Annotated in this window: 9 protein-coding genes; 6 read left to right on the forward strand and 3 right to left on the reverse strand. The window is 71.1% G+C overall.

Annotated features, from left to right (window positions below; all coding sequences use genetic code 11):
* The first annotated feature begins 22 nt into the window (after positions 1-22).
* Positions 23-463: a DUF1489 family protein gene (locus MKK65_RS27620; protein ID WP_058193738.1), complete on the forward strand. Its 441-nt coding sequence runs from the start codon at positions 23-25 to the stop codon at positions 461-463.
* Positions 464-513: 50 nt separating this feature from the next.
* Here the strand turns inward: MKK65_RS27620 and MKK65_RS27625 are convergent, their stop codons facing one another.
* On the reverse strand, positions 514-8,226 hold the full coding sequence (locus MKK65_RS27625) for a hypothetical protein (RefSeq protein WP_243961348.1): 7,713 nt from the start codon (positions 8,224-8,226) through the stop codon (positions 514-516).
* Positions 8,227-8,514: 288 nt separating this feature from the next.
* Here MKK65_RS27625 and MKK65_RS27630 point away from each other — a divergent pair, with 288 nt between their 5' ends.
* From MKK65_RS27630 to MKK65_RS27645, 4 genes are all read left to right on the forward strand, one after another.
* Complete coding sequence (locus MKK65_RS27630; protein ID WP_243961349.1) at positions 8,515-8,838, forward strand: Hpt domain-containing protein; 324 nt, start codon at positions 8,515-8,517, stop codon at positions 8,836-8,838.
* Positions 8,839-8,984: 146 nt separating this feature from the next.
* Positions 8,985-9,305, forward strand: coding sequence for a 2Fe-2S iron-sulfur cluster-binding protein (locus tag MKK65_RS27635; RefSeq protein ID WP_147854870.1), 321 nt, complete (start codon positions 8,985-8,987; stop codon positions 9,303-9,305).
* Between the two features lie 199 nt (positions 9,306-9,504).
* Complete coding sequence (locus MKK65_RS27640; protein WP_152997563.1) at positions 9,505-9,735, forward strand: hypothetical protein; 231 nt, start codon at positions 9,505-9,507, stop codon at positions 9,733-9,735.
* Between the two features lie 24 nt (positions 9,736-9,759).
* On the forward strand, positions 9,760-10,056 hold the full coding sequence (locus tag MKK65_RS27645) for a type II toxin-antitoxin system RelE/ParE family toxin (protein WP_313902066.1): 297 nt from the start codon (positions 9,760-9,762) through the stop codon (positions 10,054-10,056).
* A 24-nt stretch (positions 10,057-10,080) separates the two neighbouring features.
* On the opposite strand, the gene MKK65_RS27650 is transcribed toward MKK65_RS27645, so the two are convergent.
* The gene (locus MKK65_RS27650) at positions 10,081-11,256 is read right to left on the reverse strand and encodes a vWA domain-containing protein (RefSeq protein ID WP_058193746.1); all 1,176 of its coding nucleotides are present in this window, start codon (positions 11,254-11,256) and stop codon (positions 10,081-10,083) included.
* 337 nt (positions 11,257-11,593) lie between these two features.
* Here MKK65_RS27650 and MKK65_RS27655 point away from each other — a divergent pair, with 337 nt between their 5' ends.
* Positions 11,594-12,001: a hypothetical protein gene (locus MKK65_RS27655; RefSeq protein WP_058193747.1), complete on the forward strand. Its 408-nt coding sequence runs from the start codon at positions 11,594-11,596 to the stop codon at positions 11,999-12,001.
* 20 nt (positions 12,002-12,021) lie between these two features.
* Here MKK65_RS27655 and MKK65_RS27660 read toward each other — a convergent pair whose 3' ends face one another.
* Positions 12,022-13,857 (reverse strand): cation:proton antiporter, encoded by a 1,836-nt coding sequence (locus tag MKK65_RS27660; protein ID WP_243961350.1) that lies wholly within the window; start codon positions 13,855-13,857, stop codon positions 12,022-12,024.
* Positions 13,858-14,153: the final 296 nt, after the last annotated feature.

Here is a 14,153-nt window from a genome sequence, read left to right on the forward strand (position 1 = left end):
AGGTCGTGAGACGAAAACCCCCGTGGCTCTGAACCTGATCAAGCTCTGCGTCGGACCCGCCTCCATCGCCGACCTCGAAGCCCGTCAGGAGCGGTACCGGGCCGAGGCCCTGCGCGAGGGCCGGCCGGCCGACCCGTTCCACGTCACCCGCACCTTGCCCAAGCGCCACCGAGAGATCGCCGGAAAGGGTTCGATCTACTGGGTGATCCGCGGGACCCTGTCCTGCCGGCAGGCGATCACCGCGATCGAGAAACTGACGGACGCGGACGGCATCCCGCGCTGCCGCCTGGTCTTCGACCCGCGCCTGGTTCCCGTATCGCCCCGACCCTGCCGCCCGTTCCAGGGCTGGCGCTACCTCACGGCCCGCGACGCGCCGGCCGACCTGGGCGCCGGGCAATCGGGCGACCTGGCCGAGATGCCCGAAGCCCTGCGCCGCGAGCTGGTTGGGCTGGGCCTCCTGTAAAACACGTTTTGCCAGCGCGGGCTCTGTGAGCGCCCGCGCTGGCTGTCCTGCTAGGCCCCGTCGAAGCGACCGCTGGCATGGGCCAGCATTGTGTAGACCTTGCCGGTCTCGGACGTGAGGTAGGCGTCGGTCCGCTTGGCGTCGCTGTCGTTCTTGACCACGTCGCCGAGTAGCCGCTCGAACTCACCCACGTAGCGATCGACGCTGCGGCGGAACTCCGCATCCGACCGGTAGCGACGCTGGATCTCCGCGAAGGTGGTCCGGCCCTGCGCGGTGTAGATGCGCGGGTCGAACAGGTTCGGCTCGCCCCGGCGGTAGCGCTCCCACAGGTCGACCGCGGTCCGGTGCTCGATCATCCGGGCGATGTCGGTGGAGATCGTGTCGAGGGCGATCCGCCCGGTCTCGGCCGGAGCCTGAGACAGAACTTGCGACGGACGGCCCGGCGAGGCCGGCGCAGCGGCGTTGGTCGCCTCCGCCTCGGCATCGTCGTCCTCATCCAGGGAGGCGCGGGTCAGCAGGTCGGACAGCCAGCCGCGCTTGGCACCGCCAGCCGTCATGGCGACGGGGCGGGCGGTCGCGGAGGGCCGCGGCGCCTCGATCCGGGCCGGGGCCGGCGTGGACCGTGCCGGGGCCGAGGGCGCCGGCAGAGCCGGAGCCGACACAGCCTGCGTCGCGGACGGAGCCGGAGCGCTGCTGGCCTGCGGCGCCGCAACCGCGCGGGAGCCACCCTCCGCCACCCGCCGCTGGGCCTGAGGCTGGGCAACATCCACCGAGCGGGTGGTGCGGGAGACCAGGGCCGAGAGCTCGTTGAGCGCCTTGATCTGGTCGGCCACCACCCGGCGCATCTCGCCGGTGGCGTCCTGCGTCTCGCGGGGCAGGTCGAGGACGCCGCGGGCGAGTTCGGCGCGGGTTGCGTCGAGTTCGCCGCGGATCGAGCCCGCCATCTCCCGCAGGGACGACACGGAGGCGCCGAACTTGGTCTGCGCCTCGTCAAGGCCACTGCGCATCTCCCGCGCCGCCTCCTCGATGGCCTGGCGCACGCCCTGGGCCGCCTTTTCGCTCTCGGCCCCTGCGCTGTCCTTGAGGCCCTGGAAGGCGCTGGTGACCGAAGCCCCCGCGCCCTCGGCCGAGCGCGTCAGCGACTCGCCGACGGTGCGGGCGCGCTCCTCGGCGGTGCGCAGCGTGCGCTCGATCGTCTCGGCCAGGGCGCCGCCCTGCTGCTCCAGGGCGCTGGCGCGCGCCTCGAAGCCGGCCAGCGCCTCGGCCAGAGCCGCCTCGCGGCCCGACAGGGTCGCACCCAGTCGCTCCTCGATGGCAGCGAGCGAGGACGCCGCCCGGTCGAGAGCCGACACGTGCACGGACGTCCGCTCGCCGAGGGCACGGCCGCGGCCGTCGAGGGTCTCGGCGAGGCCGGACGCCTCGCGGAGCGCCGTATTGGCGACCTCGCGCAAGGCCTCGACCTGGGCTGCGACGCCCGCAGTGGCGCGGCCGGTCTCGGAAGCGATGCGCTGCAGCGCCGTCTGGACCTGCTCGACCCGGCCCGCCAGGCCCTGCTCGATCGCACCGAGATTGGTGCCGGCTCCGGACACCAGTTCGCCCAGCGCCGCGTTGGCGCCCTCGATCCGCTGGAGGACGGCGCCCAGCTCCCGGCCCAGCCGGTCGTTGGTCTCGAACAGCTCGGTGAGGGCACGGCCCGCACCGTCGTCGATGGCGGCGCGCAGCAGCTCGGCCGAAGCCCGCGACTGCGCGGCGAGTTCCTCGGTCTGCAGCCGCAGGGTCTCGGCCAGCGGCACGCCGGTCTCGATCAGCACCCGCTCGATCGAGTCGGCGCGGTCGGCCAGGGCCCGCGACAGGTCGAGCATCGGCCCGTCGATGGCGGCGCGCAGGCGCGCGACATGCCCTTCCAGGCTGTCGCCGACCGCACGGCCGCTGCCGTCGACGCTGGCGATCAGCGCCCCGCCCTTCTCCTCGATGGCGCGGACCAGCGCCTCGGCGCTCTCCGCGAGACGGCGGGACAGGGCCTCGCCGCGGGCATCGACCAGCGCACCCAACGCGGTGGCGCGGCGCTCGAAGCCGGCCCCCAGAGCCTCGGTGCGGGCATCGATCAGGCCCGCCAGCGCGGCCTCGCGCCGGCTGAGCGTCTCGGCCAGGGCGGCGTTGTGCGCATCGACCTGCTCGGCATGGGCCCGCGCCCGCTCGTCGAGGGCGGCCACCAGGCTGGCGGTGCGCTCGTCCATGAGGCCCGCGAAGGCGTCGTGGCGGTCGTCGAAGGCATTGGCCAGCGTCTCGGCGCGCTGGGCGACCAGGGTGGCGAACAACCGCATGCGGCTGTCGATGCGCTGGGTGAAGGCGTCGGCGCGGGCGTCGACACCCCGGGCCAGGGCCTCGGTCTGCGTCTCGACGGAGTGCACCAGGGCGGCGGTGCGCCCTTCGACCACGCCGTCCAGGTCACGGATCCGCGCGTCGAAGGCCTCGACCAGCGAGCCGGTGCGACCCTGGGCGGCATCGAGCAGCGACTGGCTGCGCTCGTCGACGAGCGCCTCGATCGCTGCGCGCGCCTCGTCGAAGGTCGTGCGCAGGGTCTCGATCCGGGCGTCCAGGAGGGCGGCGACGCCCGTGGGCGCCGCATCGAGGAGGTTGCGCAGGTCCTGCGTGCGCGCCTGGACCGCCATGGCGATCTCCCGGCCGCGGTTCTCCACGGAGGTTTCGAGGTTGGCTTGCGCGCGCTCGAACAGGGTCCGAAGCTGCCCGCTCCGGGCCTCGAAGGTTTCGGCGAACTGGTGCTCGCGGGCCTCGAGCAGGCCCGCGATCGCCGGGCTCGCCTGCTCGATGGCAGCCTGCAGGGCCTGGGTACGATGCTCGATCGTCGCGGCGATCTCTCGGCTGCGGCCCTCGACCACGTGGTCGATCTCCGACTGGGCCTGCGCGAACAGCGCCTGCAGCTCCCCGTTCCTGTCCCCGAAGGCCTGGACCAGCTGGTTCTCGCCAGCCTGCAGCAGCCCGGCGATCGCCGGGCTTGCCTGCTCGATCACCGCCTGCAGGGCCTGCGTGCGGTGCTCGATCGTCCCTGCGATCTCGCGGCTGCGACCATCGACCGTGCGGTCGATCTCGGCCTGGGCCCGCGCGAACAGGGCCTCAAGCTGGCCGCTCCGGGCGTCGAACGCCTCGGCGAGCTGGTGCTCGCGGGCTTCGAGCAGGCCGGCGATGGCTGGGCTCGCCTGCTCGATCGCGGTCTGCAGAGCCTGCGTCCGCTGCTCGATCGCCCCGGCGATCTCGCGGCTGCGACCATCGACCATGCGGTCGATATCGGCCTGGGCCCGGTCAAACAGCGCTTCGAGCTGCCCGCTGCGCGCCTCGAACACGTCGGCGAGTTGGTGCTCGCGGGCCTCCATCAGGCCGGCGATGGCCGGGCTCGCCTGCTCGATCGCGGTCTGCAGAGCCTGGGTGCGGTGCTCGATCGTTCCGGCGATCTCACGGCTGCGGCCGTCGACCAGACGGTCGATCTCCGCCTGTGCCCGCTCGAACAGGGCGCGCAGGTCCGCGAAGCGGGCGTCCAGCAGGTCGGCCATGTCGGTGGGGGCGGCGTCGAGGGTCTGGCGCAGACCCTCGGTCCGGGTCGTGATCGTGTCGGCGAGTTCCTGACCGCGCACCTCCACGAGGTCGCGCAGGCCGGTCTGGGCATCTTCGAACAGGGCCCGCAGGCGCTGCGTGCGGCTGTCGAGGGTCGCGGCGAGCTGGCGCTCACGGGTCTCGACCAGCGCGGAGACGGCGGCGGGCGCCTCCTCCAGCATGGTCCGCAGGGCCTGGATCTTGGCGTCGACCGAGGCGGCGAAGCGGCCACCGCCGCCTTCCACCACCGCGTCGAGGGCGTTGTGGGCTTCCTCGAACAGGGTCCGCAGGCCCTGGCCACGGGCATCCAGGGTCTCGGCAAGGCGGTTGCCACGGCCTTCGACCAGATTCTCCAGGTGCCCGAGGCGCTCGTCGAACAGGCTGCCCAGCGCCTGCGTCCGGGAATCCAGGCTCCCGGCGGCGTTGCCGTAGGCGTCCTCGACGGCGGCGATCAGGGCGCGGCTGCGGGTATCCAGCGCCTCGTTGAGCGGCCCCATCCGGCCGTCGAGGGTGCTGGCCAGGGTGCCGGCATGGCCGTCCAGCATCACGCGGATCTGGTTGGTGCGGTCGTCGAGCAGGCCGTGGACCGAGCGCACGCCCTCGTCGAGCAGGCCGCTGATATCGGCGGTGCGGCTCGACAGCGTGTGACCCAGGCGTCCTTCGCCGGCCTCGAGCATACGCTCGGCATCCGCGATGGTCTGCTGGAGCTTCGACAGGACGCTCTCGCCGCGCTGATCGATCAGCTCGGCCAGCGATGTGCCGCCGCGGTCGAACAGGCGGGCCAGCTCGGTGATCCGGCCGCCGATCGCGCCGAACACGCTCCGGCCCTTCTCGTCCAGCTCGCTCGACATGGCGGTGATCCGCTCGTCGATCAGCTTCGCCAGCAACTCCGAACGCTCGGCGAAGGCCGCGCGCACGGCCTCGGTCCGGGCGGACAGGGCCGCGTCGGCACTCTCCGCGCGCTCGTCCACCAGCTGGACGATCTCCTGCACCCGCCCAGACAGCGAAGCCTCGAGGACCCGGGTGGATTCCGCGACGGCACCCGTGAGGGTGCCGATGCTCTCGGCCATCGCTTTGTCGATCCCGCCGGTCCGGTCGGTGATCGTGGCGACCAGGTCGCGGGTACGGCCGGCCAGTTCCTCGTCCACCGCGCGGGTGCGCGCCTCGATCAGGCGGATCGCCTCGAAGGCCTGCACGCCGAAGCTCTCGTCCACGAGGCGGGCGCGCTCCTCCAGGGCGTTGGCGATCTCCTGCAGGCGGTTGATGACGCCGGCATCGAAATGCTCGGCGCTGCCGGCGATGCGGCGGGCCATCTCGGCTGTGCGCCGGTCGATATCCTGACCGAGCCCGTCGACCCGGCCGTCGAGCACCGCAACCAGGTTGCGGCTGCCCTCTTCCATGATCCGGGCCATCTCTCCGGTCCGGGCGGCCAGCGCCTCGTTCAGAGCCTTGCCGCGGGAGTCGATCCGGTTGTCGACGTCGTCGACCAGGTTCGCCACGACGTCGCCGATCTCGGCCGCGCGCTGGGCGGAACGCGCCTCCAGGTTGCCGAGATGGGTCTCGACCAGGCTGCCGGCCTCGCGGGCGCGGGTCGCGATGGTCTCGGCCACGGCCTGGCCCTTGACGGTGATGAGCCGGTCCATCTCCTCCAGCCGCGCCCCGACGGTCTCGCCCAAGGTCGCGGTGTCGCGGCCGATGCGGTCGGCCAGGATGTCGCCGCGGGCGATGGTCTCCTGCAGGGCGGTCAGGCGGCTGCCCAGCGTCTCGTCGATCGCCCGGACACGGACGTCGGCGGTTTCGGCGAAGCTGGCGCCGGTCTGGCTGAGGGTGTCGGCGATGCGGGCGCCCTGGCTCGCCACCGCGAGCACGATGTCGCGGCCGGTGCCGCTGATCCGGGTCTGGGTCTCCTCGGCGTGGCTGGCCAGCAGCTCGGCGACGCCCTTGCCGTGCTGACCGAAGGCGGCTTCCATCTCGCCGATGCGAGCGGCGAGGTCGTCCGAGATGGCGCGGGCGGCCTGCGTCAGGCTGCCGGTGGCGTCGCCGGTGCGGGCGGACAGCTCGCGGTTGAGGTCGTCCAGGGCGGCGCGCAGGGCGGACACCGCCGCGGAGCCGCGCTCGCCGAACTCGATGGCGGCGCGGTCGGCAGCGTCGCGGAAGCGGGCCAGCAGGCTCGCGGTCTCGGCCTCGACGGCACCGGTCACCTCGGCCGAGCCGTGGCGCAGGGTCTGGAGGGTATCGACCAGGCGGGCGGAGGCGTCGCGGGTATGGGCCTCGACCTCGTCGGTGACGGCGCTCGCGGAGCCGCGCAGGGACTGGACCGCGGAGGCGGCGCCGGCCTCGAAGCCATGACCCAGCGCCGAGAAGGCGCTCTCCAGACTTTGCGTAGCCGCCTGGGTCCGGTCGGTGATGTGGCCGCCGGCACGCTCGGCCGCGGCGACGACGCGGCTTTCGAGATCCGAGGCCTGCACCGTCACGGTGTCGTGGAGGCGCGCCGCGATGCCGTCCATGCGCTCGGCCAGGGCGTTGCCGCGCTCCGCGACCGTCTCCGCGATCCGCTCGGCGGTGCCGATCAGGTCGTCGCGCACCGTGCCGGCCTGGCTGGTCAGCGTCTCGCCGACGCCGCCCATGGCCAGCGCCAGAGCGGCCTGGGCGTCGCGCCCGCGGCTCTCGATCGCCTCGGCGACGGAGAGGCCGGCATTCTCGATCTCGGCGCGCAGCGCCAGACCGCGGCCGGCGATGTCCTGGGTGAGAGCCGCGCCGGTCTCGGCGAAGCGCGCGGTGATCTGGGTGCCCATCGCGCCGAAGCGCTCCGTCAACTCGGAGCCCCTGGACAGGAACGCGTTCTCCAAGCCGATGACGGAGCGCTCGAAGCTCTCGCGCACGACGCCGCCCTGGCGCTCCAGGGTCTCGCTCACGCGCAGGCCGGTCTCGGCGAGGCTCTGGGCGACGGAGGCGGTGCTCTCGGCGATCCGCCCGGTGAGGGCGTTCCCGGTCGCCTCGAAGGCGCCGCTCACGTCGCGGGCGCGGGTCTCGAAGGCCCGCGTCAGGGTCTCGCCGACTTCGAGAAGGCTGCCCCGCACGCCCTCGCTGGTGGAGGCGAGGCTCTCGATCAGCTCGTCGCCGCGCCCGGTCATCAGGGTGACGACCCGGTCGCCCGCCTCACCCAGGGACGCGGTGATGGCGGCGCCACGGGCGTCCAGTGCTCCGGTGACGCGCTCGCCGGCGCCGTTCAACGCCATGACGATCCGCTCGGACGCGCCCTCCAGCTCCTGGCTCAGGCTCTGATGCGAGCCGGTGATGGCGCCGCGCACCCGCTCGGCATTGGTGACGATGGATTCCCGTTGCGCCACAAGCTCCTCGACCAGGGAGCGGATGCGGATCTCGTTGTCGGAATAGGCCCGCTCCAGGGTGGCGATCTCGCCGCGGACCAGGGTCTCCAGCTCGCCGGCCCGGGCGAGCGCCCGCTCGACGCCGTCGCCGACCGCGGCGACTTCGCGTCGCACCGTCTGCGACATGGTCAGCACGGCGTCGGTGGAGAAGCTCTCGGGCTCGGCCAGGCGCACCGCGACCTCGCCCACCGCGCGGGCGACGAGGCGCATCTCCTGGGCCCGGGCCGCCAGCATGGCGGCGATCACGAACAGGACGACCGGGCCGAGCAGGGCCGCTGCGCCCACGGTCGCCTGGAGGGCGGTGAGACCGGAGACGACGCCGCGCAGGTCGCCGCCGGATTGCAGCCAGGCGACCAGCACGAGGCCGGCGATCCAGGCGAGGCCGGCCAGCAGGGCAAACAGGTAGGGCTTGGGCGAGGACCGCACCCGCAGGGTCTGCTGCAGGATGCCGATGTTGCGCCGGTCGTCGTTCGCCACCAGCGAGCGGTCGGGCGGCAACAGGCCGCCCTCGCGGCGCGGACGCTCGCGGCCGGGCGGGGGCAGGTCGGAGGCCAGCGGCGGGTCCAGGTCGAGGCGGGGCGGCGTCTGGCGGCCGGCCGGATCGAGGGCGCCATCGAGCAGGGGATCGGCATCCCCGACATCGGGCAGGCGCGGCTCGGCGCGGCTCTCGGTGCCGGTCGGCGTCAGGGCGTCGAGGTTCAGCGCCTGCTCGATCGCAGAGAGCGCGGCCTCGGCCGGGTCCTTCAGCTTCTTCTCGGTCGCCATTCAACGCCTCGTTACACGGGCTTCACCGGCACCTGGGGAGGCTGATGCCAGAGACGCAACGTCCCGTTTACCATTACAGGATTAGACGCGGACACCGATTGCCGATACCCGAGCCGCCGTCCGACCCCAGAAACCGTTACCAGAATGGTTACTGAGGCCGCTGCCTTCCGGCTCCGCCATCTTGGCGCAGATGACGGCCTCTGCGCGATCCCCGTCCGGCGAATCGGGGGGTGAATCATGGGGATCGGTTCGGCAACCCCCAGAAGAATGCGGATTCCGGGAGTGCGCATGCTGGCCATCGACCGTGCGGAGCTCGATGCACAGACCGGCGGTGACGCCGATCTCGCCGACGAGGTGCTCGCGCTGTTTGCCGGGCAATGCCGGTCGATCCTGCCCCGGCTCACGGATGCGTCCCTGCCCGCGGGACAACGCGCCGACCTCGCCCATACCTTGAAGGGCTCGGCCTCTGGCGTCGGCGCCACGCAGGTCCGAGCCTGCGCGGATGCCGCCGAGGCGCAGCTGCGGGCCGGAGCGGCACCGGCCGCGCTCGACGCGCTGGTGCAGGCGGTCGCGGCGGCGTTGGCCGAGATCGCGCCGGACCGCGAGTCTTAAGAGCATCGACGCGCCGGACATACGCCGATGCGGCGATCGATCCGGAACGGACCGCCGCCACCGCGCTTGCATTCCACGGCCTCAGCCGCCAAGCAGTCACCCCGCCCGTCGAAGCGAGGCCGCTCGACGCGAGCCCGGAGCCGAGCATGCCCAAGATCACTTACGTCGACCACGCCGGGACGGAGAGGACCGTCGAAGGCAGCGTCGGCGCGACCGTGATGGAGACGGCGTTGCGCAACAACGTCCCGGGCATCGACGCGGAATGCGGCGGTGCCTGTGCCTGCGCCACCTGTCACGTCTACGTGGCCGATGCCTGGATCGACGTCGTGGGCAAGGCCCAGGACATGGAGCAGGACATGCTCGATTTCGCCTCCGACGTGCGCGAGAATTCCCGCCTGTCCTGCCAGATCAAGATCGCGCCGAACCTGGACGGGCTCGTGGTCTCGACCCCCGCGCAGCAGGGGTAGCCCGTCAGGCACTGCGCTGACGAGAGAATGAGGTTGCCCGCCTTCGATGGGGCTTACCGTCACGCGTCTTATTCAGCGCGCAGGTGAAGTCGAGAATGACTCCCCATGAGGCTCGCGCGGGACTAAGCTGTCGCGCGGGCATCATCGTTTTCCGAAAGCAAGCCACCATCTTTCGGGACGATGATGCGGGAGCCTGAACATGACCAGGGTTGAATTCCGGCAGGAACAGCGGCTGGACTCGCCCGATGAAACGGCACAGCAGCGTAAGGCTCGCCTCGCAGCCGAAGCGTCTATGCTGGCGGTCGCCAAAGCGGATATCGAGGGCGGTCGCTACATCGCCGATGGCGATCTGGATGCTTGGCTTGATGCTTGGGAAAACGGAGAGCCGGTCGAGCTTCCGGAAGCCTCGACCAGTTCGCCCAAGCCCTGATCTCTATCCTGCGGATTTCAGACAGTGCCGTTTCGCGTCAGGACCTCCCGCGCGGCGGCGGCCGATCTCGTCTCCGTGCGAAGATGGCTCCGCCAGCCTGGCGCAGGGGAGAGGGCGGCACACCGCCTTGCTCAGATCAACAGAGCTCTTCGGGACCTGCGACACACCCCGCTCATGTGGCCGGACGGCGAGCATGAAGGAACGCGATCCCGCAGCGTAGCGGGCCACCGAATTGTCTACACGGTTATAGACGACGAAGGCGCGGGGACAGTCGATGTGCTCCGCGTCTTCGGACCCGGCCAGAACTGGGATAGCCTTTGACGCCCTGTCTGTGTTGACCGGCCCTCACCGCACCAGCGCCCGGGCCGCCGCGTCGAGCCCGTCGAGGGTGAGGGGGAACATGCGGCCGCCGATGAGCCGCTGCACCATCCCGATCGACTGAGTGTAGCCCCAGTGCGTCTCCGGCACCGGGTTGAGCCACGCCGACTTCGGGAAATGGTCGAGGAGCCGCTGCATCCATGCGGCGCCGGGCTCCGCGTTCCAATGCTCCACCGAGCCGCCCGGCGTGGCGATCTCGTAGGGGCTCATCGAGGCGTCGCCCACGAACACCACGCGGTAGTCGCTGCCGTAGGTGCGGATCACGTCGAGCAGCGGGGTCCTGGCCTCGTGCCGGCGTCGGTTCTCGGTCCAGACCGCCTCGTAGGGGCAGTTGTGAAAGTAGTAATGCGCGAGGTGCTTGAACTCCGAGCGCGCCGCCGAAAACAAAGCCTCCGCCTGCTCGATGTGAAAGTCCATCGAGCCGCCCACGTCGAGGAACAGCAGCACCTTGACGGCATTGCGCCGTTCCGGTCGCAACCGCACGTCGATATAGCCCTGGCGGGCGCTCTCGCGGATCGTGCCGTCGAGGTCGAGCTCCTCGGCCGCACCCGTCCGGGCGAAGCGGCGCAGCCGCCGCAGCGCGATCCGCATGTTGCGCGCGCCGATCTCGCGGTCGTCGTCGAGATCCTTGAACTCGCGCTTGTCCCAGACCTTCACCGCGCGGAAGTTCCGGTTCCCGTCCTGGCCGATGCGGATGCCCTCGGGATTGTAGCCATAGGCGCCGAATGGGGAGGTCCCGCCGGTGCCGATCCATTTCGAGCCGCCCTGATGCCGCTCCTTCTGCTCGGCGAGCCGCTGCTTGAGCGTCTCGAACAACGTGTCCCAGCCGAGCGCCTGCAGCTCGGCTTTCTCGGTCTCGGTCAGGTACTTCTCCGCAAGCTTGCGCAGCCATTCCTCGGGGATCGCCGCAGGCTCCACCGCCGCGCCGAGCGTCTCCAAACCCTTGAAGACCGTGCCGAACACCCGGTCGAATCGGTCCAGATGCGCCTCGTCCTTCACCAACGCCGTGCGCGACAGGAAGTAAAAGGCCTCCACGTCGTGCTCGGCCAAGCCCCGGTCCAGGGCACCGAGCAGGGTGAGGTACTCCTTGAGGGAGACGGGAACCTTGGCCTCCCGGAGGGCCGTGAAGAACTGCAGCAGCATCTCGGAAGAACGCGCCAGCAAAACGCCCGGGTCAAGCCCAGGCGAATCAGACACGCTTACGGTCGGCCGGGTCGGATGTCTGAGCCTGTTCTCCGAGTCGTCGCAGATGGTCGACAAGATTCAGAAGCAGATAAAGGCCTAATCCTGAAGCCCCTGGAGAGTCTCCAACCGCCACGGAGACTCATAAGCTGGGCATAAGTCGTCGAATCTGTTGATATGTACCAGGCCAAGCCTCGAACAGTCACTGAAACCGTCACGGGAATCGCTCAACTCGGGGCATCAGGTGTGTTCAGCCGCGAGGACGCGTGCCGCACCAAACGAAGCGAGGAGGCCTGCGATGGCGGTCATCCTGCGGAATGTGACGGATTTCAAGCGGTTTCTCGGGAAGCCGGGTGCCACGATTCAGCTGGTGCGCAACACCTTCATGGATCGCCAGCCCGAAACGACCCGGGAGGCCTACCGCGCCAAGGGCATGTACGCGCCGCGCGCCGTTCAGGCCCTGTCGCGCAAGGCCGCGGTGTTCACCCTGCGGGGGTTCCCCGGGACCGTATGGCTGTACTGGGACAAGGGCGCCCGGGGCTGGCGCTTCTCGGGGGACACCGTGACCGTCCCCCTGGTCACCGGCCTCGGACCGGCGGACGAACTGGTCTACCGGTGCAGCTTCGCCGATGGCTTCGAGCCGGCGCCGCGCAACCGCGTGACCCGCCAGCCCAAGCACGCCGAGGCGCATCTGGCCCCGGCCTGAACCGACCGGCTTAGGCCCACTCAGGCCTCTTGGCGCGCGGCCGCGGCCTCCTTCTTGGCCGGCGGCTTGCCGAGGGCCTTGCCCACCGTGCGCCGGGCCCGGAAGATCGGCTTCGCCTCGTTCTCGCGCTTCTTCAGCAGCGCGCGGTACTCGTCGCGCCGCTCGTGGATCGACGCGATGACGAGGCCCATCGGCACGCCGACATCGACCAGCACCGCCTCCGACAATTGCAGGGAGGCCTCGATCGTCTCCGGCACCGCGTCGTCGACGCCGAGTTCGTACAGGGCCGAGGCGTGGCGGGCGTCGCGGGCGCGGGCGACGATCGTCAGGTCCGGCCGCTCGGCCCGGGCCGCCGCCACCGCCTGCTCGACCGCCCGCGGATTGTCGAGGGTGACCACCAGGGCGCGGGCCGTGGCGATGTCGCAGCGGCGCAGGATCTCGGTGTTGCCGGAATCCCCGAAATAGACCGGTGCCCCGGCCCGGCGCTGCTCGGCCACCCGGGCCGCGTCGGAGTCGAGGGCGAGGTAGGGGATCCCGTGCCGGTCCAGCATCTCGCCGACCTGGCGTCCCACGCGGCCGAAGCCGGCGATGATCACCCGGTTCTCGATCTTGTCCGGCAGCGGCTCCGACTTCATGGCGGCGAGGCCGGCGCTCGTCGCGCGACGGCTCAGCCGGCGGCCCAAGGCCGCGAGCGCCGGAATCATGATCATCGTGACCGTGGTCACGATCAGCGCGGCCGCGCCGACATCCTCCGGCACCAGCCCGGTGGCGACCGCGCCCCCGATCAGCACGAACGCGAATTCCCCGCCCGGCCCGAGCAGCAGGGCCGCCTCCAGGGCTACGGGCCGGGAGATCTTGAGGGCGGGCGCCGCCATCATCACCACGGCGGCCTTGATCAGGACGAGGGCCAGCGACAGGCCGATGATCGCCCCGGGCGCCGCCATGAGCTGGGCCGGGTCGAGGTTCATGCCGACCGAGACGAAGAACACCCCGAGCAGCAGGCCCTTGAACGGGTCGATCGTCGCCTCGATCGCCCGGCGGTACTCGGTCTCGGCCAGCAGCAGCCCGGCCACGAAGGCGCCTAGCGTCATCGACAATCCGCTCGCCGCCGCCGTCAGCGCGGTCCCGACGATGACCAGCAGGCAGGCCGCCATGAACAGCTCGGTGGAGCGCGTCCGCGCCACGAGCTGAAACAGCGGGCGCAGGGCGAGGCGTCCGGCGACCACGATCAGAACCAGCGCGATGGCGGCCTGGCCCAGCGCCATGGCCAGCGCCCAGCCCTTGTCGCCCTCGTCGCTGCGGCCCAGCACCGCGATGGCGAACAGGACCGGGGCGACCGCGAGATCCTGGAACAGCAGGACGGCGAAGCTCGCGCGGCCGGAGGGCGCGTTCAGCCGCTTCTGTTCGGCCAGGACCGGCAGCACCACCGCGGTCGACGACAGGGCAAGGCCGATGCCGACGATCGCCGCGCCGGCGAGCGGCACCTGCAGCCCGTAGAGGATCGCCCCGAGGATCAGCGCCGAGCAGCCGACCTGCAGCGAGCCGAGGCCGAAGACGAGCCGACGCAGGGTCCGCAGTCGCTCCCACGACAGCTCGACCCCGATCATGAACATCAGGAAGATCACCCCGAACTCGGCCAGATGCGAGATCTCGGTGCGGTTGCCGATGGTGAAGAGGTGGACGTAGGGATGGGTATCGGCGAGCCGCCCGAGGCCGAAGGGTCCGAGGAGGGCGCCCGCGCCGATGAAGCCCAGCACCGGGGAAATCCGCAGGCGGTGGAACAACGGCACCACAATACCCGCGGTGACGAGGAACAGGATCGCTTCCTTGTATGAACCGGCGTGGACCTCTGGCATCGGCGGCGGATCGAACCTCGTGTTTCCGACCGGGGCGGAATCCGATCACGGTCGCGCGATCATGGGTCGGCGTCCGGCCCTGGGCAACCGGTTTCGGCTGATGCAAGGGTGGCGAGGTGCGCTCTGACACAAGCCGGATACACGAGGCGGGTGAGACATTTCAGCCACCCGGGCGGCGCTTGCCGGTGATCCACCGGGGAATGGGTGCGGGGCGGCCCAAATTCGGCACAATGCCCGCATACACGCTGGCGTTAACCGGGGGTTAAGTTCGGCCAGGGCCGCGCTTGCATTTGAGC

It is taken from the genome of Methylobacterium sp. J-001, assembly GCF_022829565.1.
In the GTDB taxonomy this organism is placed as follows: Bacteria; Pseudomonadota; Alphaproteobacteria; order Rhizobiales; family Beijerinckiaceae; genus Methylobacterium.

Coding starts and splice junctions, on each gene's coding strand:
- MKK65_RS27650 (WP_058193746.1), bottom strand. CDS start 11,256: ATGCTGCTGCAGTTCTTCACGGCCCTCCGGGAGGCCAAGGTTCCCGTC.
- MKK65_RS27635 (WP_147854870.1), top strand. CDS start 8,985: ATGCCCAAGATCACTTACGTCGACCACGCCGGGACGGAGAGGACCGTC.
- MKK65_RS27655 (WP_058193747.1), top strand. CDS start 11,594: ATGGCGGTCATCCTGCGGAATGTGACGGATTTCAAGCGGTTTCTCGGG.
- MKK65_RS27640 (WP_152997563.1), top strand. CDS start 9,505: ATGACCAGGGTTGAATTCCGGCAGGAACAGCGGCTGGACTCGCCCGAT.
- MKK65_RS27625 (WP_243961348.1), bottom strand. CDS start 8,226: ATGGCGACCGAGAAGAAGCTGAAGGACCCGGCCGAGGCCGCGCTCTCT.
- MKK65_RS27630 (WP_243961349.1), top strand. CDS start 8,515: ATGCTGGCCATCGACCGTGCGGAGCTCGATGCACAGACCGGCGGTGAC.
- MKK65_RS27660 (WP_243961350.1), bottom strand. CDS start 13,857: ATGCCAGAGGTCCACGCCGGTTCATACAAGGAAGCGATCCTGTTCCTC.